This window comes from Breznakiella homolactica (assembly GCF_016616095.2).
Taxonomy (GTDB): domain Bacteria; phylum Spirochaetota; class Spirochaetia; order Treponematales; family Breznakiellaceae; genus Breznakiella; species Breznakiella homolactica.
On the sequence record NZ_CP067089.2, the window covers coordinates 3,526,271 to 3,552,528 of the forward strand.

Annotated in this window: 32 protein-coding genes; all 32 read left to right on the forward strand. The window is 32.5% G+C overall.

The window, feature by feature from the left end:
• Window positions 1–955 precede the first annotated feature (955 nt).
• The 32 genes from JFL75_RS15885 to JFL75_RS16040 all read left to right on the forward strand — a co-directional run bounded on the left by JFL75_RS15885 (window position 956) and on the right by JFL75_RS16040 (window position 26,195).
• The gene (locus JFL75_RS15885) at window positions 956–2,020 is read left to right on the forward strand and encodes a YARHG domain-containing protein (protein WP_215627656.1); all 1,065 of its coding nucleotides are present in this window, start codon (window positions 956–958) and stop codon (window positions 2,018–2,020) included.
• 268 nt (window positions 2,021–2,288) lie between these two features.
• A complete protein-coding gene (locus JFL75_RS15890; protein ID WP_215627657.1) occupies window positions 2,289–2,837 on the forward strand; it encodes a hypothetical protein in 549 nt (182 codons plus the stop codon).
• A 222-nt stretch (window positions 2,838–3,059) separates the two neighbouring features.
• The gene (locus JFL75_RS15895; protein WP_215627658.1) at window positions 3,060–3,617 is read left to right on the forward strand and encodes a hypothetical protein; all 558 of its coding nucleotides are present in this window, start codon (window positions 3,060–3,062) and stop codon (window positions 3,615–3,617) included.
• Between the two features lie 199 nt (window positions 3,618–3,816).
• A complete protein-coding gene (locus JFL75_RS15900; RefSeq protein WP_215627659.1) occupies window positions 3,817–4,119 on the forward strand; it encodes a hypothetical protein in 303 nt (100 codons plus the stop codon).
• Between the two features lie 4 nt (window positions 4,120–4,123).
• Window positions 4,124–4,612, forward strand: coding sequence for a GNAT family N-acetyltransferase (locus JFL75_RS15905; protein WP_215627660.1), 489 nt, complete (start codon window positions 4,124–4,126; stop codon window positions 4,610–4,612).
• 805 nt (window positions 4,613–5,417) lie between these two features.
• The gene (locus JFL75_RS15910; RefSeq protein ID WP_215627661.1) at window positions 5,418–5,744 is read left to right on the forward strand and encodes a hypothetical protein; all 327 of its coding nucleotides are present in this window, start codon (window positions 5,418–5,420) and stop codon (window positions 5,742–5,744) included.
• A 271-nt stretch (window positions 5,745–6,015) separates the two neighbouring features.
• The gene (locus JFL75_RS15915; RefSeq protein ID WP_215627662.1) at window positions 6,016–6,249 is read left to right on the forward strand and encodes a hypothetical protein; all 234 of its coding nucleotides are present in this window, start codon (window positions 6,016–6,018) and stop codon (window positions 6,247–6,249) included.
• Window positions 6,239–6,571: a type II toxin-antitoxin system HicB family antitoxin gene (locus JFL75_RS15920; protein WP_215627663.1), complete on the forward strand. Its 333-nt coding sequence runs from the start codon at window positions 6,239–6,241 to the stop codon at window positions 6,569–6,571. Before JFL75_RS15915 ends, JFL75_RS15920 begins: the two co-directional genes overlap by 11 nt.
• Before the next feature lie 201 nt (window positions 6,572–6,772).
• On the forward strand, window positions 6,773–7,480 hold the full coding sequence (locus JFL75_RS15925; RefSeq protein ID WP_223292673.1) for a dihydrofolate reductase family protein: 708 nt from the start codon (window positions 6,773–6,775) through the stop codon (window positions 7,478–7,480).
• A 200-nt stretch (window positions 7,481–7,680) separates the two neighbouring features.
• Window positions 7,681–8,544 carry a hypothetical protein gene (locus tag JFL75_RS15930; protein WP_215627664.1) on the forward strand — a complete coding sequence of 288 codons (864 nt, stop codon included), beginning with the start codon at window positions 7,681–7,683 and terminating at the stop codon, window positions 8,542–8,544.
• A 230-nt stretch (window positions 8,545–8,774) separates the two neighbouring features.
• Entirely contained in the window at window positions 8,775–9,230 is a 456-nt protein-coding gene (locus JFL75_RS15935) for a hypothetical protein (protein ID WP_215627665.1), read from the forward strand.
• A gap of 6 nt (window positions 9,231–9,236) precedes the next feature.
• Entirely contained in the window at window positions 9,237–9,716 is a 480-nt protein-coding gene (locus tag JFL75_RS15940) for an NIF family HAD-type phosphatase (RefSeq protein WP_215627666.1), read from the forward strand.
• An 86-nt stretch (window positions 9,717–9,802) separates the two neighbouring features.
• Complete coding sequence (locus JFL75_RS15945) at window positions 9,803–10,360, forward strand: hypothetical protein (RefSeq protein WP_215627667.1); 558 nt, start codon at window positions 9,803–9,805, stop codon at window positions 10,358–10,360.
• Window positions 10,335–11,102 carry a hypothetical protein gene (locus JFL75_RS15950; RefSeq protein ID WP_215627668.1) on the forward strand — a complete coding sequence of 256 codons (768 nt, stop codon included), beginning with the start codon at window positions 10,335–10,337 and terminating at the stop codon, window positions 11,100–11,102. Before JFL75_RS15945 ends, JFL75_RS15950 begins: the two co-directional genes overlap by 26 nt.
• Window positions 11,103–11,299: 197 nt before the next feature.
• Window positions 11,300–11,746, forward strand: coding sequence for a GNAT family N-acetyltransferase (locus JFL75_RS15955; RefSeq protein ID WP_215627669.1), 447 nt, complete (start codon window positions 11,300–11,302; stop codon window positions 11,744–11,746).
• A gap of 498 nt (window positions 11,747–12,244) precedes the next feature.
• A complete protein-coding gene (locus JFL75_RS15960; RefSeq protein ID WP_215627670.1) occupies window positions 12,245–12,877 on the forward strand; it encodes a hypothetical protein in 633 nt (210 codons plus the stop codon).
• A gap of 204 nt (window positions 12,878–13,081) precedes the next feature.
• The gene (locus tag JFL75_RS15965; RefSeq protein WP_215627671.1) at window positions 13,082–13,480 is read left to right on the forward strand and encodes a hypothetical protein; all 399 of its coding nucleotides are present in this window, start codon (window positions 13,082–13,084) and stop codon (window positions 13,478–13,480) included.
• A gap of 324 nt (window positions 13,481–13,804) precedes the next feature.
• Entirely contained in the window at window positions 13,805–14,284 is a 480-nt protein-coding gene (locus JFL75_RS15970; protein WP_215627672.1) for a GNAT family N-acetyltransferase, read from the forward strand.
• A 398-nt stretch (window positions 14,285–14,682) separates the two neighbouring features.
• A complete protein-coding gene (locus JFL75_RS15975) occupies window positions 14,683–15,579 on the forward strand; it encodes a hypothetical protein (RefSeq protein ID WP_215627673.1) in 897 nt (298 codons plus the stop codon).
• A gap of 214 nt (window positions 15,580–15,793) precedes the next feature.
• Entirely contained in the window at window positions 15,794–16,303 is a 510-nt protein-coding gene (locus tag JFL75_RS15980; protein WP_215627674.1) for a hypothetical protein, read from the forward strand.
• A 247-nt stretch (window positions 16,304–16,550) separates the two neighbouring features.
• Window positions 16,551–17,258: a hypothetical protein gene (locus JFL75_RS15985; protein ID WP_215627675.1), complete on the forward strand. Its 708-nt coding sequence runs from the start codon at window positions 16,551–16,553 to the stop codon at window positions 17,256–17,258.
• 513 nt (window positions 17,259–17,771) lie between these two features.
• Window positions 17,772–18,245, forward strand: coding sequence for a hypothetical protein (locus JFL75_RS15990; protein ID WP_215627676.1), 474 nt, complete (start codon window positions 17,772–17,774; stop codon window positions 18,243–18,245).
• Between the two features lie 241 nt (window positions 18,246–18,486).
• Window positions 18,487–18,984, forward strand: coding sequence for an NUDIX hydrolase (locus JFL75_RS15995; protein WP_215627677.1), 498 nt, complete (start codon window positions 18,487–18,489; stop codon window positions 18,982–18,984).
• A gap of 436 nt (window positions 18,985–19,420) precedes the next feature.
• The gene (locus JFL75_RS16000; RefSeq protein ID WP_215627678.1) at window positions 19,421–19,810 is read left to right on the forward strand and encodes an RDD family protein; all 390 of its coding nucleotides are present in this window, start codon (window positions 19,421–19,423) and stop codon (window positions 19,808–19,810) included.
• 215 nt (window positions 19,811–20,025) lie between these two features.
• Window positions 20,026–20,706 (forward strand): hypothetical protein, encoded by a 681-nt coding sequence (locus tag JFL75_RS16005; RefSeq protein ID WP_215627679.1) that lies wholly within the window; start codon window positions 20,026–20,028, stop codon window positions 20,704–20,706.
• A gap of 197 nt (window positions 20,707–20,903) precedes the next feature.
• Entirely contained in the window at window positions 20,904–21,587 is a 684-nt protein-coding gene (locus JFL75_RS16010) for a hypothetical protein (RefSeq protein WP_215627680.1), read from the forward strand.
• A gap of 825 nt (window positions 21,588–22,412) precedes the next feature.
• Window positions 22,413–23,438 (forward strand): putative phage abortive infection protein, encoded by a 1,026-nt coding sequence (locus JFL75_RS16015; RefSeq protein ID WP_215627681.1) that lies wholly within the window; start codon window positions 22,413–22,415, stop codon window positions 23,436–23,438.
• 233 nt (window positions 23,439–23,671) lie between these two features.
• Window positions 23,672–23,947, forward strand: coding sequence for an AAA family ATPase (locus tag JFL75_RS16020; protein ID WP_215627682.1), 276 nt, complete (start codon window positions 23,672–23,674; stop codon window positions 23,945–23,947).
• Between the two features lie 17 nt (window positions 23,948–23,964).
• A complete protein-coding gene (locus JFL75_RS16025) occupies window positions 23,965–24,639 on the forward strand; it encodes an AAA family ATPase (RefSeq protein ID WP_349629704.1) in 675 nt (224 codons plus the stop codon).
• Window positions 24,640–24,771: 132 nt separating this feature from the next.
• A complete protein-coding gene (locus JFL75_RS16030; RefSeq protein WP_215627684.1) occupies window positions 24,772–25,062 on the forward strand; it encodes a hypothetical protein in 291 nt (96 codons plus the stop codon).
• 72 nt (window positions 25,063–25,134) lie between these two features.
• The gene (locus JFL75_RS16035) at window positions 25,135–25,335 is read left to right on the forward strand and encodes a hypothetical protein (RefSeq protein ID WP_215627685.1); all 201 of its coding nucleotides are present in this window, start codon (window positions 25,135–25,137) and stop codon (window positions 25,333–25,335) included.
• A 233-nt stretch (window positions 25,336–25,568) separates the two neighbouring features.
• Window positions 25,569–26,195: a Type 1 glutamine amidotransferase-like domain-containing protein gene (locus tag JFL75_RS16040; protein WP_215627686.1), complete on the forward strand. Its 627-nt coding sequence runs from the start codon at window positions 25,569–25,571 to the stop codon at window positions 26,193–26,195.
• Window positions 26,196–26,258 lie beyond the last annotated feature (63 nt).

Here is a 26,258-nt window from a genome sequence, read left to right on the forward strand (position 1 = left end):
ATCTCGCACTTTTTCAGTATACGCCACACTTTTGATTCGTCAAGGCTAAACCCTTCGGGCTCGCTTCGCTCGGCCTTGACAAATGAAAAGGTGTGGCGTGACAACGCACCTCCTGGTGCGAGATGGCTTGGCTGTTTCGCATACATCATTTTACGGAGGTGCTATATGCACACTACTTCATTGAGTCGCGGTTACTCACCGCAGTTGAGCAGGGACGCTATTTATGTCCTTCGTCGGTTAGCCTGGTTTTATCGCCAGCCTATGACTAAGACACTGGACCAATTGGTTCTTAATGCTGTACAGCAGATAGATGCTTTGGACATCTGTCAGTCATGCAAGGGCACAATTAACCAGTGTAAGAAGTGTATAATCAGAGAAGAAGTGGCCACCCACCAAGGTTCAACCACTCCTTCAAACCACAAGTAAGTGGTCAATTGTATACTGGATGGTTGGAAACAGCCATTCAGTATACATAATATAATACGGAATGATTATGGGATTTGATTTAAGAAAAAGAAAAATACTTTTACTGGAATCAAAAAACGTCGCATAACAGCGTGTATCCGCAGACGCGCACTTCGTGCGCTGGCCTGCGTTCGGCTAGGTCAGCTATGCTTCCCACACCTCACTCCGGCACATTGGACAGCAGCGGCCTTGCTGCGCAAGTCCTTATTAGCTGCTGTCCAATGTCGGATACACCCGGGACGTTATGCGCAATCCGCCCGGGATGTATTTGGCAAATTTCATTCATAGTCAATGAAATATTTTTTTGTGGGAATATGTATCCTAATACTGCATTATGGAGAGATTATTTATGATATCTCAATGTAAAAAGATCGGATTATTAAGTGTGATATTTCTATTCCTATCAATAAATCTTTTTTCAGAAAGCAACTGGATTTCTTCATACAATATTAGCAGTTTACTCCCTCATAGTGAGACTGGTGAATATGATATGCTTGAATTAATAAAAGAAGAAGTTTTTATAAGTTTTCATGAAAATAAATATTTCCCTTCTGATGAATATGTAATACAGGCTGAATATACAATAAAGAATAATAGTAAAAGCGATACAAGATTATCTGTTGGATTATTGTTTTATAATTGGGAGGATAGGGGAAATGTTCCGCCAATTCCTGATGGCGTTGAGTTTTGGGTAAATAGTGAGAAAAAGGAATATAAATCGGAATTAGCTGAAGAGAGATTAAAAAATGATATGTATCCATTCCCTGATGAACCGGTTTATTGGGCGGTTATTGATTGTGTATTCCCGGCGCAGGAAAAAACAATAATCAAAGTAAAATACATTAATGGAATGTCTGGCAGTTTGCGTGAAGTAACTTGTGGTTATAATAACACAATGTTTACTGGTTTGAATCTTCCGGAATGGAAAGGTATACCTGAATTTAGCATAAATATTAGCAATAATCTTTTAGCTATAAATAATGTCTTGGAAAAAGAACTCTTTTATGAATTCTATTGGATTAGTAATGTGATGGTTACGAAAAAATATGATAGAATGAATCCCTTTGACTTAAACGATGAATTACTATTTTTACAAACATTACATCCAGGTTTGTATTCACTTAAAAAAAATGATAATAATAATTGGCAGATTCAGTTTACGAATACTTTTGTTGAGAATTATGGTCGCGATATTGTTTTATTTTTAAAAATCTGGGGTTCTACTCCCCAATATTGTTATCTTGGTCAATATCCAAATAATATTATTCAATTAGGTCATTTTCCTCTTGGGAGTAGAGAGTCTAAAATATCAGAAAGATATCTAGGGCCTTATGAATTGATATTCCTCACCAATAATCAATTGCGTATAATGAGAAATATATTTTATGCACAATATGGTTATATTTTTCAAGATGAAGAATTATTTGATGCATTTAAAATGCTCATTAATTGGCCCTTGTATAAAAAAAATGAATCATTTTCTGAGAATATGTTAACCGACATTGATAGGGTAAATATAGAAACAATTCGAAAATTAGAAAATCTCAAGCCTTAATTAACAGGAGACAAAGATTCTAAAATACTACAACAGTCTGTTTCTGAAATAAATACGACCGACCGGACTGCGCATAACAGCGTGTATCCGCGGACGCGCCTGTCGGCGCTGGCCTGCGTTCGCCTAGGTCAGCTACGCTTCCCACGGCTCACTCCGGCACATTGGCCAGCAGCGGCCTTGCTTGCGCAAGTCCTATTAGCTGCTGTCCAACGTCGGATACACCCGGGACGTTAGGCGACATACCACTTTATTGTAATTCTGGAAAATTATGAAAAACCTTATCTTACTTTTTCTTTTTGCTGTAATATGTAATAACATTCTTAAGGCAGAAGACTATTCAAATCAAGATGTTATTCAAAACGATTTTGATATTTCAAGAGAAAAAATACAATCATTTATTGATAATGAACTATTAAATGGAATTAAGTATCAAGAATCATTTAAAGATAAAGATGGTGTAATTAATACTTATGGGAATCCAATCGAAGATAGGATAAAAACTATTAAACCTTTTTCTTTTGAAGGTGGAACTGTTATTGGAATAAGGGAATTAATATATAATGATTTTATACATACGTATTATATCTTTGAGAATGGAAATCAATTATACGCATCTGTTGAATACAATAATAAATTAGGTAGAGTCAAAAAAATAAATATTGGTAATACATTTGAAGAATTAAAAATAGCGTTTGGAAATCATTATTACGAAGGTAAAGGTGAAAATATAATTTATTATGGAAAAAATGTAGAGGTTATATTTTTAATAAACGAAAAAATAATACAAAGCATACAAATTAATTATTTATTAATATAAAAAAATAAGGTACGTCGCCTAACAAACGCTATACGCTGCGCCGCCCTGGCGGGCGGCTCGGGTTTCGCTGCGGCTAGGTCACTTCGTTCCCACGCCTCCGCTCAACCACATTTGCTTCGGCCTGGTTGGCCTCAGCAAACGTCGTATAGCTGTAACGTTATGTGCAATACCCATTGGCAATTGTTTGATATAAATATGGAGACTAATATAAAGGAGTAATTTATGTTAAAAAGATATTTTTCAAGAATAATTTTAATGATATTTGTTACTATTACTTTTGGGTGTGCAAGCCAACAAAAAGATAATAATACTCTTGAAATTGAAGACAGAATAATTACAAAGTCATTTGGTTCATATATAATATCAGCAGGTTGGGTAGAAGTTCCTCAATGGACAAGGGGTGAAAAATATTTTTATGCAAATGAAGACTCAAAATATTTGAATTTACCGACTAATATTTCAGTAGAAATGGGTACAAATAGATATGTTCTTGATGATCACATGACATTTAGATATGCAATTTTAAGGCAGATGTTAGCACAGGCAGGGGAAGGACATGTGTATGGTTCTGGAACATTTACAGACAAAGGTGACCCTTTATATATATTCACAATAGAAGATGAAAATGAAATTCCAAGAGTAAAAACTGTACAATATTATATCATTGGTGAAAAAAGACATATTTTAATTCACTTAACGGATTATTATAATGAAAATGTACAAAATGCAGAAGAAATTGCTCTTGAAATAGTAAACACTTTTTCTTGGGCAAATAAATAATAAACAATGGGTACTGCACATAACAAACGCTATACACTACGCCGCCCTGGCGGGCGGCTCGGGTTTCGCTGCGGCTAGGTCGTCTAAAGACTCCCACGCCTCCGCTCAACCACATTGCCCTCGGCCCGGTTGGCCTCGGGCAACGTCGTATAGCTGTAACGTTAGGCGACATTTTGAAAAATATTGTAGGAGGATGCCAATGAAAATTATTACTATATGTGGCAGCCTGAAATTTGAAGCGGATATAAAACAATATACAGAGAGACTCGCACTGGAAGGAAACTGTGTATTGAGTATTATCTATCCAGTGAAAGCAAAAGAAGAATACACTCACGAAGAAATTGATCTTTTACATAAAGAACATTTTATGAAGATTCAACTATCAGATTCAATATTTGTAGTAAATAAACATGGTTATATTGGAAATGCAGTGAAAGATGAAATCGCATATGCACAAAAACTTAATAAAGAAGTTTTATATTTAGAAAATATACAAAGTTAATAAAATGATACGAAAAATTATATATGACGATATTCCTCAAGCAGCATCAATGTTTTCATCTGTATGGAAATCAACTTACAAGGATGTATTTGATGAATCATTCCTTGAGAAGAGAACAGCGGATTTTTTTCAGAATAGTTTAGAAAAAGTTATAAAAGAGCATCTTGAAACAATGTATATATATGAAGAGGATCAAAATATTTACGGAATTATTTCTGGAAACATATTACATAATAAAAATTATGATTGCGAAATAATACGACTATATATTAGTTTAGATTCTCAAGGTAAAGGAATAGGAACAAACTTGTTAAACTATATGCAAGAATATTACAGGAGCAATGGATGTAAAGAAATGATTATATGGGCAATAAAAGGTCTGAGAAACAATGATTTTTATAAGAAGCGTGGTGGAAGAGAAGTCGAAAATATGGAAAAAACATTTGGAGATAAGCAGTATCCAATGATAGGATACGGATATAATCTAGCCTAACAAAACGTCGCCTAACAAACGCTATACGCTGCGCCGCCCATTCGGGCGGCTCGGGTTTCGCTGCGGCTAGGTCGTCTAAAGACTCCCACGCCTCCGCTCAACCACATTTGCTTCGGCCCGGTTGGCCTCAGCAAACGTCGTATAGCTGTAACGTTATACGAAATTTATTGCCCAGATTTATCTCCGTAAGCCCGCCGTCCATGGCGGGACATTTCATAAACCATAAATGAGAGAAGAATATAAAAAACAGTTTTATGAAAAAAAATTGTGTTACATTCTTAATAAGAAATACGAGAAGAATGATTTTCTAAAAGTTTAATGTTTAAATATAAATACTTCTAAAGAGAATATTTTATTAGATATTAATTGCATAAAAATAAAGTAAAAGAAGAAATATAAAACTTGAAAAATATATGTTTTAAAATCTTAACTGAAATAATGGAGTAAAACATTTTCTGTAAAAATAAAAGCTAAAGCCATTACTCAAGGTATTACTGGAAAGGGCGTCACTCGGTGTGTTCCATCTCGCGTCTTTTCATTGTACGGTTCATTTTTCATTTGTAAAGGCTAAACCCTTCGGGCTCGCTTCGCTCGGCCTTGACAAAAGAAAATTATAAAAGATTTTATCACACCATATTTTAAGAAAAATGGGTTTATAAAAAGGGGAGTAAAATATTACACCACAATAAATCATCTGACAATTGAAGCGTGGATACAGACTTTAAAATATCATAAAAATGAAAATACAGATGAATTTAGAATAGAAATAAAAATCTACCCCGAAAATGAGGGTGCTTATTCGAACATGTATTTCGGATATTATAAAATTCCTAAAAATGCATCACATCTAATAATAGATGAAAATACAGATCCGGAAAACTTAGAAAAAAGTTTGAACAAAGAATTTAATGAATTTTCAGAATATATGAGAAGATATAAAAATGTTAAAAAAATAATAGAAGAGCAGAGAGAGGAAATAAAAGAATTAGAGAATAAAATACTGGAAAAGAAACATGAATTAGAAATAGAGACACAAAACATTAATCAAATAGCAATAATAAAGAACACGATTAAAATATATGAAGAAGACATTAGTATAAAAACCAATTGGATAAAACTAGTAATGGAATAATTATGTTCAGCGCAACTGCATATAACAGCGTGTATCCGCGGACGCGCCTATCGGCGCTGGCCTTCGTTCGGCTAGGTCACGTTCGTTCCCACGCCTCACTCTGGCACATTGTGCAGTGGCGGTCTTTGCTACGCAAATCCCTATTAGCCACTGCACAACGTCGGATACACCCGGGACGTTAGACGACATACATTAGGCCAATAATATATAAATACATTTTCTAATAAAATTGTACTTGCCGCATGATAGTATATATGCTATCATATATTATATGAATATTGATGGCTTAAAGAATCCAAAGAATGTAAAATTTGAGGATTTACTAAAGATTTGTATCCACTATTTTGGAAAGCCAAGGATTACTGGAAGCCATCATATTTTTAAAACACCTTGGAAAGGAGATCCAAGGATAAATATCCAAAAAGATGGAAAAATGGCAAAACCATATCAAGTAAAAATGGTTTTAAGGGCACTGGAAAAACTAGAGGAAAAACATGGAAGCTAAAGACTTAGTTGATAAATATACATACAGGGTAGAATGGTCAGAAGAAGATAATGCGCATATTGCGCGGTGCCTTGAATTTTCTTCATTAATGGCCCACGGGGATACAGCAAAGAAAGCCTTAATGGAGATAGAGAAAGTGGTAAAAGAAACCATTGAATGGATGGAAGAAGAAAAAGAAGAAATTCCGGAACCATTCGGGTTAAAAAAATATAAAGGCAATTTAACGTTAAGAATACCTTCGGAAGTACATAGGAAATTAGCAATAAAATCAGCCGAAGAAGGTATTTCAGTAAATCAATACATATTGTCAAAAATATCCTAATGTACGTCGTCTAACAAACGCTATACGCTGCGCCGCCCATGCGGGCGGCTCGGGTTTCGCTGCGGCTAGGTCAGCTACGCTTCCCACGCCTCCGCTCAACCACATTTGCTTCGGCCCGGTTGGCCTCAGCAAACGTCGTATAGCTGTAACGTTAAGTGCAATACCCATTGACTTTTGTTTTAAAAAAAAAGAGGAGTTTTTGTGGGAAAACCAATAACAACATTATTTATGCTTATGTCTGTTGATGGAAAAATATCTACTGGAAATATTGATGAGCGCGATGTAGATAAAGATTTTCCAAAAATTATTGGAATAAAAGATGGTTTAAAACAATATTATGAAATAGAAAAAACAACGGACCTCTTTTCAATGAATAGTGGAAAGGTAATGGCAAAAATTGGCTCAAATATTAAAAAAGAAAATGTGTCTAAAATTAGCGTAAGTTTTATAATTATAGACAATAAACCACATTTGAATCATATTGGCATTGAATATTTTATAAAATTATCAAAAGGATTTTATCTAGTTACAAACAATAGAAATCATCCTGCATTTGAATATAAAAACGAAGAAAATTTTCATATAATTTATTATGAAAATAAAATAGATTTTGTGGATTTGTTTGATAAATTAAAAAATAAATATGGGATAAAATCAATGACTATTCAAACTGGAGGGACATTAAATTCAATTTTATTGAGAGAAAAATTGATTGATAAAATATCAATAGTTATAGCACCGGCATTAATTGGTGGGAAAGAAACCTCAACATTAATTGACGGAGAGTCATTACAAACATTTGATGATCTAAAAAAAATAAAGGCATTAAAGTTAATAGAAAATAAGACATTAATGGATTCATATATAAACTTAAAATATGAAATAATGAATGAAACAAAAATAGAATAAAAACAATGGGTACTGCACTTAACAAACGCTATACACTACGCCGCCCATTCGGGCGGCTCGGGTTTCGCTACGGCTAGGTCAGCTACGCTTCCCACGCCTCCGCTCAACCACATTTGCCTCGCGCCGGTTGCGCTCGGCAAACGTCGTATAGCTGTAACGTTAGACGCAATGCCCCAGAATTAACGCAAAGAAGATATTGAATGAGTATATTTGTACACTTAACAGAAGAAAGAAATAAGAACAAAATAATACAGAATGGTATTAAAACCAGTAAAATACATTATGAAAACATTCCTAAAGGTGTTTTCTGTATGCCGGTTATTAATGATTTTTATGCAACCCATCAATGGCTACGAGAGATTAAACAATATAATTCCGGAAACGAAATAATAGCAGTATATTTTCGTATACCAGATGATGATGAAGTTTATTATGGAAAATATACTGAAAAAATGATTATGGGTTTATCAAAAGAAGCTCATAAAACTTTTCTTAGTCTGGAAGATAAGATGGGATTCCAGACAATAATTGAAAGGAAAATAAGTTCAAAAGAAATTATTAGAATAAAAAATTTGCCGCAAGTTATTGGATGGAGGCATTATCCAAAATCTCACGAAAGAAAAAGATGTTTATGCCCAGCTTGTTTATTGAAAGGAAGTTATAAATCAACAGCATTAAAAGAATTGGAACAAGAAAGCTTATTTAAAGAACTAATAAAAGCAACTGATAATGATAAAATTAAAAGTATTCTCTGGAAAATTGATGATTTAGGTTTGCGAGGAGAAATTGGAAGTAAAGAAGAAAAGCTCATTAATGAATATCTTAATTCAAATGATGATGGAATTAGGACTGCTGCTATTAACTGTTTAACCACTTTATACAGAGGTAATTATAAAGATAAATTCTTGGAAATAATCTATGGAAAAGATAGTATTGATGTAATTGAAACGGCGATTGATTCATTAATAAGAATTTATAATGATACAATTGTTGAAGAAATAGATCTTTCAAAATGTAATGAAGAAACGATAAGATTAATAAATGAATATAAAGATTTAGATTAAATGAAGCTAGGGCACTGCGTCTAACAGCGTGTATCCGCAGACGCGCACTTCGTGCGCTGGCCTGCGTTCGGCTAGGTCAGCTGCGCTTCCCACGCCTCACTTCGGCACATTGGACAGCAGCGGCCTTGCTTCGCAAGTCCTATTAGCTGCTGTCCAACGTCGGATACACCCGAAACGTTAGATGCAATTGCGCACGGTTATCAAAATAAAAAACTATCTGAAGGTATTTTGTGAGACTAGAACGTTCAATAAATGAGATTCTAAAATCAGAACAGGATATAGTTACTGATTTATTAGTGTTTTATGATGACGGGAAAGATTATTCAAAAATCATTTATACGGATTGGTCGGCAAAAGATGTTTTAGGTCATATACTATCATGGCATGAAAGTTTTGCGAGAAATGTTAGTGATATAGTAGAAGATAGAAAACCTAATCCCTTAAAAGGTTCTTTATATGAAGTTAATGAAAATGGAGTGAGACAATTTAAGGAAACTCCAATAAGGGAATTATCGCAACGACTGATTGAAGCTCAAAAAATTATAAATGAAAATATCTTAAATAAGAAAATAGAATTGATACCCTATAAAAAAGGTTCAAGAAGTTATTCACCTCAAGAACATTTGGAAGTTGTATATAAACATATAAAAAATCATTTGACTGATTTAAATAAAGCCTATAAATAAATATAAATGAAAATAGCGATAGATATGGATAATACATTAATAGATGAACTTGGCTCAACAAAACGTCCTGGAATTGAATATTTTCTTGAGACAATTTCACAGAAAAATGAACTTCATTTATTGACAAATTCGACTAAGGCGAGAGCCTTGGAAATAATGAAATATAATGATTTAAGAAAGTATTTTGTAGATGTTATCGCGAGAGAAGATTATGATCCGGAAGGAAAAGGAATTTATAAGGATTTACGAAAATATGATTTTGATATACTCATTGATGATGACCCAGAGGAAATACAAATTATTGGGGTAGGCGCAACTGCATCTAACAGCGTGTATCCGCAGACGCGCACTTCGTGCGCTGGCCTGCGTTCGGCTAGGTCAGCTTACGCTTCCCACGCCTCACTCCGGCACATTGTGCAGTGGCGGTCTTTGCTACGCAAATCCCTATTACCCACTGCACAACGTCGGATACACCCGGGACGTTAGGCGCAATCTTTTATAAAATTGTTCTGTTGGACAATTAGGGGGATGTATGGTAAAATTAGACCTTAATAAGGATATAAGGTTTTAATATGCAGGACAATGAATTTAATGAATTAGTAGTTAAAATGGAGAAAATTGCTGAAATTGTAAATAAATTCTCTAATTCTGAACTACAGAGTGATGTTTATAATAGACTAATTTCCTGTCTTAATATTATTACTGTAGAAGATAAAAAGAAGACACCGGTTCCGCCTACACCTCAAGCAGTAAAAAAACAAAAGGCACCACGGAAAAAAGGTGCAAAATATACTCCCAAAATTATTAAAACACTAAACTTATCACCTCAAGGTAAGGTTTCTTTTTCTGATTTTATTATTAAGAAAAAACCGCAAAGCAATGAAGATAAATATCCTGTTGTAGTTTATTATTTGGAAAATATATTGAAAGAATCTCCTGTGACTATCGACCATGTTTTTACAGTTTTTAGGTTAGTAAAAGAATGGAAAGAACCGAGAAATTTAATTGCTGGGATAACTGTTGCGGGATCAAGAAAAGGAACTCTAGATACAGCAGATTATAACGATTTGAAAACAACGCCAGCAGGAAGAAATTTTGTAGAGCATGAACTTCCAAAAAGCAATGATTAATTTATTTCCATCACTTCCTGACTCTTATAAGAAACAGTTAATCGATGAATTTAATAAAATTATCAGAAATTTTCGAGAAAGGCGTTGGGAGCCTGCTGAATTGAATGGTGGCAAATTTTCTGAAGTGGTATATTCAATATTAAAAGGTCATACAGATGGTTCTTTTGGTGATAAACCAAAAAAACCTCAAAATATGGTAGAAGCGTGTAAAAAATTAGAGCTTGCCTCATCATTTCCTAGATCAATTCGAATTCAAATACCCAGAATGTTAATGGCTTTATATGAAATAAGAAATAATCGTAATGTTGGTCATGTCGGTTCTGATGTTGATCCTAATCAGATGGATGCGACTGTTGTTGTCCAAATGTCAAAATGGATAATGGGAGAGTTAATTAGGATTTTCCATGAAACAACTACAGAAGATGCACAGATTATTGTGAATAATATAACTGACAGAACTTTGCCTATAATCTGGGCTTTTGACAATCATGTTAGGGTGTTAGGAAAAAACTTAGATGCTAAAGATAAAATGTTAGCCCTTTTGTATAGTACCGAGAACAGTCAAGATATAAAATATTTACAGACAGCAATTGAATATAAGAATTCAAGTCAATTTGTTGAAAAAGTAATTTTAAAAGCTCATTCATCAGATTTAGTGCATTATGATGCAAAAACTAAAAAGGTTACAATATCCCCAGTTGGGATTAGATATGTTGAAGAAAATATTCAAATGGAAATATAAATATCACTCAAACTAATATAAAAGACTGCGCCTAACAGCGTGTATACGCTTCGTCGCTACGCTCCTTGGGGTTCCGGCTGGCTAGGTCATTTCATTCCCACGCCAGCCTCCACCCACATTTTGTCAGCCCTGGCCTTGCTTCGCAAGCCCTTATTCGGGCTGACAAAACGTCGTATACACCCGGGACGTTAGACGCAATGGCGCCGTTAATCAATGGAAAAAATGAAATGATACACATACAAGAATGTTCGTCTGAAGATATACCAATATTAGCAATGATGAATAAGCAACTCATAGAAGATGAAAAAGCAGAAAATGTAATGACTATATCGGAATTAGAAAAACGAATGAGGGAATTCCTAAGAAGTAATTATAAAGCATATTATTTTAAAGAAAATTTAAATACAATAGGTTATGCATTATGTAACATAAGTAAAGACCCCATATATTTACGGCAATATTTTATTAAACAAGAATATCGAAATAAAGGATATGGCAAGGAATCATTCAAAAACTTACTTTTGTATCTCAATAAAACAGAAATAGAAATTGATGTATATAGTTGGAATGAGAATGGTATAAAATTCTGGGAGTCCCTTGGATTTGTACACAAATATATACATATGAATTATAAAGAAGAATAAAACTATATGAGACAGTTTTAAGGAAATTTAATGTGTATATTTTTATTTCAAATAAAAAAGAAGCGTTAGAAACAAATTAAGGAATATTACATTGGATTACTGAGAATGAATTATTAAATAAAGAATATACCAAAACATATGAAGAAATGATGAAGCATTATCTTACAATACCAGAGATTAAAGAAAGGATAATAATAGGAATTGCAGAAAAGGATAAAAGCAAATTAAAAATGAATTGCTCAAATTTAGAAGATTTTAATAGAGAAGCATAAAAAAATATAGATTTAATGGGAATGATAAAACGCCACTGCGTCTAACAAACGCTATACGCTGCGCCGCCCTGGCGGGCGGCTCGGGTTTCGCTACGGCTAGGTCACGTACGTTCCCACGCTTCCGCTCAACCACATTGTCTTCGCGCCGGTTGCGCTCAGGCAACGTCGTATAGCTGTAACGTTAGGCGTAATTTTGCCTTTTACTAAAATGTTTCTGGAATAATATATGAAAACAAAAAGAATATGCAAAATTATATTTCTATTATTAATAATGCACTGCAGCCACAATATATATGCAGATATAATTAATACAAAATCATTTACAAATGACCCTGTTTTAGTAAAATATATTAATAATGAAAAAATAATTCAAAAAATATTTTCCCCAAAAAATGAATATTGTGCAATTAATGAAGATTATAAATATATAATTATTACAAACAATTTAAATGAAATATTATTTAAATATAAATGGGATGATGAAATCACGGAATACCCAACATCCGATACAGTATATATAGTGAATTGGTCAACAGACCGAAATGTATTATGGTTCTTAACGTATTTTCCTTCAGAAGTTGCATATATTGCGAAGGCAGATATTGATAAAAAACAATTATATCTGTTTTCAATAAAAACAAAAGATATTGTGAAAGAATATACTATTGATACAGAAAATGAGATTTTTTATTATAGTAATTATTATAAATATGACCAATATGATGATGAAAATGAAATGAGAAGTTTATATAAATATAATTTAAAAACAAAAGAAGAAGAATTAATAATTAGTCGAGAAAGAAGGGACGGAAAATTTAGCCCCAGAATAGAAAATGGAATATTGGTATATAATCAATAAATCAAAACTACGCCTAACAAACGCTATACGCTGCGCCCTCCCTTCGGTCGGTGCTCGGGTATCGCTACGGCTAGGTCAGCTGCGCTTCCCACGCCTCCGCTCAACCACATTGCCTTCGCGTCGGTTACGCTCAGGCAACGTCGTATAGCTGTAACGTTAGACGAAATTGGGCAAATTTTCTGGAAAAATACTTTTGAGAATTATATGGAAAATATAATAACACTGGAATATAAAGAAGAGTTAAGAACAGATTTTACAAAAAATTATCTGAAAATAATTTATAATAAAAAGACAGAATTATTCAAAGAAATCTACTTTTATAATTATGAATATGGAATAATTGAAGTAAAAAATGGAGTTAAAACTGTTCATAGATGGGAAAATGAAGAAGAGGCACAATCGCATTCCTATCTTAATAGAAGATATACGGTAACATTTTTAGATGGGAAAATTAATGATATTGGGCTGGAGAAACAAATAATAAACGAAATATTAAAATATCTAGAAACCATTTTTATCAAAAAAGAAGAAAAAATAATACTTAATAAAATGTTAAAATATATAAGAAAATTATATTCTAATACTTTTCCGAATAAAATATAAAATCTTCAAAATTTTAATAATATAAAATCAAGAAACATTTTATAGGAAAAATATTTAAGAATGATAATATAAAATAAAGAATAATATTATATAAACTAATGGGAAGAATTAAGAAAAGTATAAGTGCCCAACTTCGTCTAACAAACGCTATACGCTGCGCCGCCTGGTCGGCGGCTCGGGTTTCGCTGCGGCTAGGTCAGCTGCGCTTCCCACGCCTCCGCTCAACCACATTGCCTTCGCGTCGGTTACGCTCAGGCAACGTCGTATAGCTGTAACGTTAGGCGAAAGATTGACTTTGCTAAAAGAAATACATAAGGTAGAAATATGAAATGCAAATTATATAAAAGACCAGGGCATAAGAAAAAAATAATCAGTGAAATAGTACAGATAATAAATGAATTAACAGGCACATGGTTTACAAAGGAAATACCTGAACTTGTGCCGTACGATTTATACTTCCAAGATCTATTTGTTTTATTGGACAAAAAGAAAATACAATCATTTATTATATTTTCAAGTTTTGATGGAAATATTGTAATAACTTTAATGGCAACAAGATTGGAAAGTAGGTCATATGGATATGGAACAAAATTATATAAAGAATTTGAAAAATATATTCGGAAAATAAAATTTAAAAGAATAATGGTTCAAACAGTACCAGAAGAATCAAATAGTAATTATAAATCAACAATATCATTTTATAAAAAGCAAGGATTTGAAGTAATAAAAATGTATAAGGAATTATGGGAGAGTGGCGCTATAGAATTAGAAAAAGTATTAAATAAAAAAAATGATATACTTTAAATAATGCACAAAAAAGTCACAAAGAATAAGTAGTTGATATTAATAGTATTTTAAAAACAATAAGAAATCATGTATAATAAAAAATCTATATTAGATGTAAGCACATGATTTATTATAGATAATAATTACTTTTCTATTCTTTCAATAATTTAGACTTTTTAATTGTAAGAAAAATACTAGAATATTAATGGGTATAGCAATCCTTCGCCTAACAAACGCTATACGCTGCGCCGCCCAGGTGGGCGGCTCGGGTTTCGCTACGGCTAGGTCACATTCGTTCCCACGCCTCCGCTCAACCACATTTGCCTCGCGCCGGTTGCGCTCGGCAAACGTCGTATAGCTGTAACGTTAGGCGAAATAAAAGTGAGATTTTCTCCAGTAATAATATAGGTTGTGTTATGAAAAAAATATATTTTCTATTATTTCTACTTTTCATTTCTGGGCAAATATTCGCACAAGATATAGTAGATAAATTGGATATGTTTTTATCAAAAAAATACATAGAATCAAATGATGGTATGTATCTTTACTTAGAAATATCTATTAATAATAGAAATGAAGATAGTATTTTCCTTCTAAAAGATTATTCATTCATAAAAGTATTTGAAGAAGAAAATGGAAACATATTATATTTATCGAGCTGGATAGATAATATAGATTTTTTAAAAAATACATCTGCATTATATCATAACCCAAGAATGATAGAAATAAGGAGTATGCAAGTAGTCTATGTACCTATATTAATACCTATTCAAAATATATCTGAAAGTTTCAATAAAGACAAAACTATAAAAAGAATAGAAGGATTAAAGTATTCATTGGATAGATATATTACAGAGGATATTTCTTGGGCAAATAATGTTGATGACTTTGCTTCAAATATTATTAAAAAAGTATATGATTTGGAATTTAATCATAATGAATATACAAATAAGTACGGTAATATTGTTCTTAGCCAAATTAAACCTCCAGAATGGATGTTAGGTACATGGAAAACAAATGGTAAAACTATCCCAGATGGGGAAATTATTAATTCAACATTAAGATATTTGAAAGTAGTTCCTGATGATATTTTTGAAGGAAGCATAAGTACAAGTGAAAGTATTCATGGGTGGCTTATAACAAGAGCTGAAAATACAATCTTTCAAAGTTATGATGAACTTAACTATAAGTTGGATATCAGATTTAAAAATGGCAGAATGGATTATTACCATTTTTTTATGGAAGATGGGAATTTAATAATGCATCATAAAAATTATAATGGCTTATTTATTTTTAGGTTAGAAAGAGAATAAAAGCACTTTTACTTCGCCTAACAAACGCTATACGCTCCGCTCCTCCCTTCGGTCGGTGCTCGGGTTTCGCTACGGCTAGGTCAGCTGCGCTTCCCACGCCTTCGCTCAACCACATTTGCTTCGGCCCGGTTGGCCTCAGCAAACGTCGTATAGCTGTAACGTTAGACGACATTGGACAATTGCTCTAAGAATATTTTTTGATAGGAAATAAAACATGGTACTAATTAGTATTAAGAATCTTGAAAAAGAAATTGAAAAAGAATCTATCACAATAAAGCAATTCGTTATATATTGCTTTATTGCATTTGGTACTTTAGTTTCACTAGTAAAAACAAGTAAATTCCCTGTTAATATTCAAGCCTATAATATTGCATATATACTCTCATTTTTCCCCGGCCTAATAGGCATTTTAAGATACATATTATGCTACAAAGTAGTAAAGCATAGAAATATACATTCGTTTTTATATGTTGTGATACCAATACATGCAGTTTTAATTATTAAATATAATCTATTTTTAACATTACCGTTAGTTATAATAAATGTAAATATGATAAGATATCTTCAGTTGGACTTTATATATTGGAATGTAATAAACTCACAAATTATTACAAATATATATACTATTGTATTTTCAATACACTTTTTGTATGAAATAAAAAAACTTGTTCAGAAAGATTCATTATCATATGGAAGATTTATAAAAAATAAAAACAGAAAATAAAATAGATGAATATATGTAAAGGTCCAACGTCGTCTAACAACCGCTATACGCTGCGCCGCCCTGGCGGGCGGCTCGGGTTTCGCTACGGCTAGGTCAGCTGCGCTTCCCACGCCTCCGCTCAACCACATTGCCTTCGCGTCGGTTACGCTCAGGCAACGTCGTATAGCTGTAACGTTATGCGAAATGCACGCTGGTATGCCAAAGGGTTATTAAATCTTATTCTTCAATGATACGGATGAATTGTAACATGAATAAAAAATTCTTGGTAATATTGCTCTGTTTTATAAGTAGCCATATCTTTTCACAAGATATTATAGGAACTTGGTATAGAACTGAATTATATTCAAAAGCCGAATTAACTATTTCATCAGAAATGGACTTTTCAATCGATGCAACAAATAATGCAAATTTTGGAAATATTGAAGGTAACTTAATAAAAATTAAGGACGGTTATTATTATACGCATATTGCTGATTTTGATCAGGGCTGTGTAATATTATTCATCGAGCATAAAGACAATATTGAAGTTATTGTATATGGAGATCAAATTGGAGCTGGTAGTTCTGTATATTACGATGGAAAATATGAAGAACAACCTTTAACAAAAGAAGAAGAAATGAATAGAAGATTAGATTATATTGTAGAGAGTAAATATGATAAAAATAAGTTGAAAGAATTATTGGGTTCAGATTTAGAATATTTTATAGAATGTTTTGGTACAAGGTTTATAGAAAAAAATGGCAATACAATAATAATTGATGGTTGGATGAGAGGTGTTGCTCCCTGGCAGAATGGGATAATCAAAATACAAAATGATAATATTTATATCTTAATAACCGATTGTAGAGATAGTGTCTTAAAATATTATACAAATGATATTTTTAATAAGACTATTCCTGACGAATTTAAGAGATGGGAATATTATCAAGAAAATATAGTAGTAATAGATAAATAAAGACTATAAAAGAACAAACATAGTGCACGTCGCATAACAAACGCTATACGCTGCGCCGCCCTGGCGGGCGGCTCGGGTTTCGCTACGGCTAGGTCAGCTACGCTTCCCACGCCTCCGCTCAACCACATTTGCCTCGGCCCGGTTGGCCTCGGCAAACGTCGTATAGCTGTAACGTTAGACGAAATAAGGATTTAAACCTTTATTATTATGATACGCATTAAAAATTGTATAATATTGCTCAGGCAATAAAAAATATCTGGTTGATTCTATAAGAAGTGTATCCTTATATGAAAAACCGTACATGTTTTTAATATATTCACTATTGGTAAACATAAATTTGTATATAATTATTATCCTTAACAGGGGTAGCAGTAAAATTTTTTCATTAGCATGATTTAAAACAAAATATTTTTAAAATTGTTTTTTATCATGTTTCTCAGATTTGTATTATAGCCGAATCAATAATATGCTGATTTATTGAAAAGTATATCATAAAAACCAGGATATGATGAAATGGAATTTGAAACAAGTTTAACAGAAAAAGAAATAGAAAATAATCTATCAAAAATAATCAGAAGCGACTTTGGGATAGTCCGTAATATATCTACATTATTCTTTGGAGACATTTCAAAAAATTATCAATATGATGGGTATATAAAAAATAATAATTTTTATTTAGTGTCTTATAGAACAAAATATAGGAAAAATATTGAAATAAAGGGAACGATAAAAGAAATTGGAAATATTAGAAAAGTAGCATTTAATATTAACTGGTTAATGAAAGTAGATGTATTATTTATTATATTTTTTATTAATTTGGTATTAGTATATATTTTAAATTTTGAGGGATTTTCATTAGCAATTTTGTTAATAGTTTCAATTATATTATGGATAACAGTGCTCTTTACAATTATTCAAATAAATAAACTAATAATATTAAAATTGTCAAAATTAATATTTAAAATAATAATTACTGGGGAACAATAAATCCTTACTTCGTCTAACAAACGCTATACGCTGCGCCGCCCTTTCGGGCGGCTCGGGTTTCGCTACGGCTAGGTCAGCTGCGCTTCCCACGCCTCCGCTCAGCCACATTGCCCTCGGCCCGGTTGGCCTCGGGCAACGTCGTATAGCTGTAACGTTAGGCGACATACACCCTAAGTTTTTTTAGAAATTATTGAAATATTGAAGAACATTACTAATAAATTGGTAATGTACGGAGAAAAAAATGGAATATTGGGATTTATATACAAAAGACAGAAAGAAACTAAATAAGTTGCATAAGAGAGGAGAGCCATTAAATATTGGAGAATATCATATTTTTGTATTTGCTTGGATTATAAATAAAAATAATGAAATATTAATTATTCAAAGACATCCAGATAAAACATTTCCTTATAAATGGGATTGTGTTGGCGGGGCTGTGTTGGCAGGAGAAGAAAGTATTGATGCAATTTTAAGGGAAATTAAAGAAGAAATTGGAATAAAAGTAGGGAAAGAAAATGGGAAATTAATAAAGAGTGATGTTTTGGATGATTTCATAGGGGATGTATACATATTTACAGAAAATATAAATATAGAAAGAACAAAATTACAAGATATGGAAGTAATAAATATAAAATGGGTAAGTATAGCAAAATTAAAGAAGATTGAAAAAGAAAATAAATTACCCAAACCGATGATACATAATATAGAATATTTAGAAGAATGTTTGAATGAAATATAAAAGTACGGGTGTACGTCGCCTAACAAACGCTATACGCTGCGCCCTCCCTCCGGTCGGTGCTCGGGTTTCGCTACGGCTAGGTCAGCTTCGCTTCCCACGCCTTCGCTCAACCACATTTGCCTCGGCCCGGTTGGCCTCGGCAAACGTCGTATAGCTGTAACGTTAGACGCAATGCCCTATGCCCTTATTGAAAAATCATTTCTAAATAATAGAAGTTATACATATTATGATACTTATGTTGGTTATTCAAGAAATAGATAATTCCATTTTTAAATTTGCCTTGTTTGCTTTTTTATACCTTAATTAAAATTTCATAATTCAATAGAAATTGAATTGAACATTCCATTTCCTATTTTGAATATTTAATGCTATCATTCATTTAAATATCAATATTTAATAAATAAGCAGAAACTCTATTTATATATTAGGAGAAATTATGAATAACAAAAGATTGTTTGCCGGAATAATTGATTTTGTTGTTACTTGTTTTATACAAGCATTTCTTATGATGATATTTCTTATTCTTCCTTTGACACAAGACAAAATCCGAAGTGACCAAATAATGAGTCGACAATTATTGATTACGTACTGTTTCATTATTTACCTGCTTATTCGTGATGTTTTAGGAAAAAGAAGCATTGGAAAAAGAATACTTAAATTAAAAATAGTTGTCAAAGGATCTGAGGAAGAAGCATCCTTTAAACAAAGATTATTAAGGAATATAACTTGGTTATTAGGTCCTGTTGAAATAATATATTTTTTAATTAAGAAAGAACGCCTCGGAGAAAAAATATTTAAAACTGATGTTGTGGAATTAAATAAATAGGGCACTGCGTCTAACAAACGCTATACGCTGCGCCGCCCATTCGGGCGGCTCGGGTTTCGCTGCGGCTAGGTCAGCTGCGCTTCCCACGCCTCCGCTCAACCAAATTGCCTTCGCGTTGGTTACGCTCAGGCAACGTCGTATAGCTGTAACGTTAGGCGAAATTTGGGCAACGTTTCTGAACAAATGCTTTGAAAATGATTTTGAAAACAAACAGTATGGATAAAACAATACACTTACCTCTTTTTTATAGATTATTAATTGTATTTATAGATTTATTTTTCATATATGGAATAATCTTTTCTTTATCCCGCAGGGATGATTCAACAAATTTTCTCTTAATTCTATCAACATTTTGTCTTTTTTTATTTTCGATTTATACGCTAATAATTTTTATTAAATATATTTTCACTGAAAATAAAATAATAGTGAAAATACCACTCTTATTAAAGAAGGAATGTGTCATTGAAGACATTGTAGGTTTTGCTTTTATAAATACGAGTGGAGAATCTGCAATAAATATTTATTCAAGTAATGGAAAAATAACTATAAGAATTAATGGTAAAAAATTAAAAAGCGAAATAAAAGAATTTGTAGAAAAGAATTATGAAAAGATTAAATTAAAAAACATTCAAGAATTGCAAAAGAAAGGAATAAATGTACAAATTAATAAAAGAATACAATATATATTTTATGAAAATCGATTTGAAGTAATAGAAAATGCAACTATAAAGAGAATCTATTTATATGATAAAGATGTAAAAAAAATCATGAGTGGAAATTCTGTCATAGTAATAATTACTAATGATAATGAAAAATATAAGGTAACACTTTATAAAGCAAAAGGATGTATAGGTCTTTTTGAATATTTGTTGAATTATAAATGGGATTTTGAATAAAGGCCCAAACTTCGCCAAACAAACGCTATACGCTACGCCGCCCTGGCGGGCGGCTCGGGTTTCGCTACGGCTAGGTCACATGCGTTCCCACGCCTCCGCTCAACCACATTGCCTTCGCGTCGGTTACGCTCAGGCAACGTCGTATAGCTGTAATGTTATGTGCAATTTTTGAATTAAACTTTCTTGGAGACTATTCTGTGAAATATAAAGTAATCTTACTATTGATCATCGTTTTATTCTTTTCTTGTAAATCTTCTAAGAATGATGATGAAATAACCATTAATAAAAATGAATATCATAAAATAATGGATGAACTGGTCAAATTACGTGATAATAATAGAAAGTTGTCCGAAGAAATCAATACTTTAAAGGAACGAATAATTCAGCAAACTAAAAGATATCAAATTGTTAAAGGATATAATGAAATTATTGAATATGAAGAAGATTATGAAAATAGGGCGGTGGAATTTAATCTTATTGAAGATACACCTACTGACTTTCTATTTGATTATTATGGGAATGGTACATATTTATTTGGATTAGCAACGTTGGAAGGTTATTATACAAAAGTTTTAAGAAAAGGCTGGGAAGAGGAAGACACAATAATAGAATGTGATGGATTTGTAATCACCGATGGACCTCACTCATACATATCATCAATAAAAAAATTATTATATTCCGGAAATACTGTGTATGATATTACAGAAGAAGGAAAAGTTATTACAGTGATAGAACTTGAACAATTTAATGAAGAAATAATAAATAAAATAAGAAACAGTACAAATAAAAATAAAGTATTAATAGAAGTATTTATAAGGCAACCAACGAAAAGACATGCAACTATTAACTTTACATTTGTAAAATTGCATAATGTGCTATAATTCAAAAAATGCACATAACAAACGCTATACGCTCCGCTCCTCCCTACGGTCGGTGCTCGGGTTTCGCTGCGGCTAGGTCAGCTACGCTTCCCACGCCTCCGCTCAACCACATTTGTGCGGGCTCGGTTAGCCCGCACAAACGTCGTATAGCTGTAACGTTAGGTGTCATATTTTTTGGACCATTGCTGGAACCTTTTTAATAATAAAATTTAAGACGGAAGTAAGAAATAATAAGATTTAAAAAGAAGAATAATGACGTAAGAGAGTAGGGGAGAAGCTGGAGGACCTTCTACGAAGGTCTCCAAAAAAGACGCCACCTAACAACCGCTATACGCTGCGTCGGCCCGTTGGGCCTCCTCGGGTTTCGCTACGGCTAGGTCAGCTACGCTTCCCACGCCTCCGCTCAACCACATTTGCCTCGGCCCGGTTGGCCTCGGCAAACGTCGTATAGCTGTAACGTTAGGCGACATATTTTTTGGATCATAGCTGGAACCTTTATAATAATAAAATTTAAGATGGAAGTAAGAAAAAAGATTATTAGCAAGAAAGAAAGTGAAAAGAGAAAGTAGGGGAGGAGCTGGAGGACCTTCTACGAAGGTCTCCAAAAAAGACGCCGCCTAACAACCGCTATACGCTGCGTCGGCCCGTAGGGCCTCCTCGGGCATCGCTGCGGCTAGGTCGTCTAAAGACTCCCACGCCTCCGCTCAGCCACATTGGGTTCGCGCCGGTTGCGCTCACCCAACGTCGTATAGCTTGTCACGTTAGCTGCAATGCCATAACTTCATGTAATGATTATCACTCAACGGAATAATAAAAGGCAAATAAATGAATTCAATAAATAATATTTTTTCTATAATTATAAAATTTATTGGTTATATATTTATAATAATAGGTGTTGTTTTATTCTTTGCGATTATTTTTAATCCTACTTATTTTAATATGGGTGGAATTATTGATAAGGATTTAGCAACTGATTTTGGGATTTTTTTTCAAGGATTAGTAGGTACTACAGCAAGTATTGCCGGATCAATTTTAATAGTTTCTACATTTATTTTTCAAAATAAACAAATGAAAATATCTCAACTTGAGAATAAATTTTATAAAATGCTTGATTATCATAGAGACAATGTAAAATCTATAAATATTTCTGATTATAGAACATCTAAAAAGGTTAACATTTCTGGACAGCGTAGTTTTATTATTTTCAGATTACAATTAATGGATTGTTTGGAAATTGTAAGAGAAATTAATAATGACTTAAAGAAGAAGCTGGATAGAAATGGAAGAATTGATGTAGGCTATATGATATTCTATTATGGAATTAATGATAAATGGGAAAGGAATGATCTTCATATTTTAAAGAAATACGATAATGGATTATCACAAAAAATTTATAAAAAAGTATTAGAAAACAAGATGGGTAAATCAAAAAATATCGGAAGAACCAATCAAACTTCTTTAAGCGCATATTTTCGAAATATGTTTAATGCAATTATGCTTATTCATAATGATAAAGATTTATCAAAAAAACAAAAAAAATCTTATATTAAGGTGCTAAGATCTCAGTTAAGTAATGCAGAGCAGGCCATACTCTATTTTAATGTAATGTCTAGGTTTGGAAAAAAATGGAAAGAATATAAATTAATTGAAGAATATGAACTCATTAAAAACCTTCCAACAGGATATTGTGGAGATGATTATAATTTTAAAGATGATTTTAAAATAAATTATGAAGATGATGAATTGGAATTAGAATTAGAATTAGATGAAGATATTGAACCAATCGAAGATAAAAACGAGTTAATACCTGTGGATGAACTGTATCCTGATGATCCAAGTGAAAAGAAATAAGAAAATAAAAATTATAGATGGCACTGCAGCTAACAGCGTGTATCCGCAGACGCGCACTTCGTGCGCTGGCCTGCGTTCGGCTAGGTCAGCTTGCGCTTCCCACGCCTCACTTCGGCACATTGGCCAGCAGCGGCCTTGCTTGCGCAAGTCCTTATAAGCTGCTGTCCAACGTCGGATACACCCGGGACGTTAGGTGCAATACCCAAAATTTTCTTGTTATTAAGGATTAAAGCATGATTAGATTAATAGACGTGACCATTGAAAATTTTCGATCAATTATAGAGAAGCCTTTGGAGATTGATTTTTCAAATTATACTGTGATTGTAGGAGAGAACAACTCTGGAAAGTCAAATATATTAAGGGCTTTAAATTTATTTTTCAATGATAAAGTTGATAATGATAAGTACAATCCTCAAATTGATTATCCCCAAGATGTGAATTTGAGTAGACAAGCTCGAACTAAAGTAATTGTTACACTTCAGTATGATCCATTAAAAGAAAAAAAATAACAAATGCAATAAAAGCAATAGAAGATGGATCAGATCAGCAACGACTAGAAGATAATCTCGTTCGGTTGCAATTAAGTTATTCAAAGAATAATTCAAAAGCTTGGTCTTTTATTGGAAAGAAGGGGTTTAGGAATATAAAAGGTGAATTAACAGAAAAAATTGTTTCTGCTGTGCGAACAAGTGTAAAATATAAATATTTACCAGTTGGTAGGGATATTTCTTATTTAATAAAAAATGAATTATCAAATGAACTAATTCAAATACTATTTGGCGGATATAGTGGAGCTGTAGAATATAGAAGAAAAATAAATATTTCAATAGAAAATTTGTTAAGTTCGCTAAAGCCTAAGTTAGACGAAGGAAGTGAAGGTGTTACTTCAACTATGAAAGAAATATTTGAAGAAGTATCTAAATTAAGTTTAGGACTACCATTTAATAGTTTAGAGACATTAATTTCAGAATTAAAAATCGAAATTGCAGATGAATATCAAACACCCATTTCAAGTAAAGGTGCTGGTTTACAGACAAGTAGTTTAATATTCTTATTAAAATATATTGCGGATAATTACCCGCAACGACATAATTCTATTTCAACATATATATGGGCGATAGAAGAACCAGAATCATTTCTTCATCCACGGAAACAAAGGGAAATGGCTAGAACGCTTAAATCATTTACAAATGAAATATAAACAATAATTACAACCCATAATGGTCATTTTATACCGAAAAATGAAGGAAATATCTTTATTGTAAAAAAATCAGAAAAATCACCTTTTTCTTCAGAAATAGTTAGTAATGACTGGGAAGAAGCAAGAAATATTTTGGGAATATCAATTTTTGATTCATTGATTTTATGGCCTATCAATATTATTGTGGAAGGGCTTTCTGATCAAATTATTATAGAAGATGCAAAAAAAAAACTCAAAAATGAAAAAATGATAACTTTTAATTTTGACGTTAATGATATTAGGATACATCCTGCTAAATCTGCAGTTTCTGCTTGTTATACATATGAACGTTATATTAGCGAAATTGATAATAATAGTATAAAATGTAAATTAATTTTAGATGGAGATGATGCTGGAGGGAAAGCTTTAAGAGGATTACAGTAAAGATTAAAGAAATCTAATATTGTATTTAAAAATAATGAAGATTATTTTATTTTACCATCAGATATAGAATTAATGTTTAATGATGAATTTATTGGTTTAATTATCAATGATATGCCTGGTTCTGCTGAAGCAATAAGAAATATTGAGAATAAAATTATTGATGTAAAAATCAGAGATGATAGTAAGGTTCGTTTTGCCCAAAAACTAATCAAAAGAGCAGTGTCTTCAGATTATGATAAATTTATACCATTGTTACAAAAAATGCTACAATAGATTTGTAATGTTGGGTACTGCACCTAACAAACGCTATACGCTACGTCATCGCTTCGCTCCTCCTCGGGTTTCGCTTCGGCTAGGTCACTTCGTTCCCACGCCTCCGCTCAACCACATTGCCTTCGCGCCGGTTGCGTTCAGGCAACGTCGTATAGCTGTAACGTTATGTGCAAGTTTTTTGAATTAATTGGAAAATAAAGAGACAAAACAAAAGGTATAATTAAGGCAATTTTATGATAAAACTATTTTTGACATCCTATTTTGCATGTGTGTCTAAATTATTTGCCAATTTTACAGAAAACACCTGTTTGAATAAAAAAGTAGTTTTTATACCAACAGCTAGTATTGTGGAAGAAGTAAATTATTATGTAGATACTGATAAAAAAGAATTGGAGAAATTAGGCTTGGTACTTGATGAGCTCGAAATTTCAAAAGCACCTAAAAATAAAATCGAACAAAAAATATTGGAAGCAGACTATATTTTTATGGAAGGCGGAAATACATTTTTCCTATTGCAGGAACTTAAAAGGACTGGAACTGATGAACTAATTAAAGAGCATATTAGAAAAGGGAAAATATATATAGGATGTTCTGCTGGATCAATGATTGTTTCAAAAACAATAAAATATGAAAAATATATGTATGAGCCGGATGATTTAAATATGGCTCCTGGACTAAAAAATGATTTTACAGCCCTTTCAGTTGTAGATTTTTCAATAGTACCTCATTATAATTCACATAATAAAATAGCAAAAGAAATTATTAGATTATACTCAAAAAAATATAATTTACGTCCTATCTGTGATAATCAAGTAATCACAGTTGTTGGAAACGAAATAGAAGTATTAACAGTTAAATAAAAAATAAATAATTGGAAAAAGCAAAAAACCAGCACATAACAAACGCTATACGCTGCGCCGCCC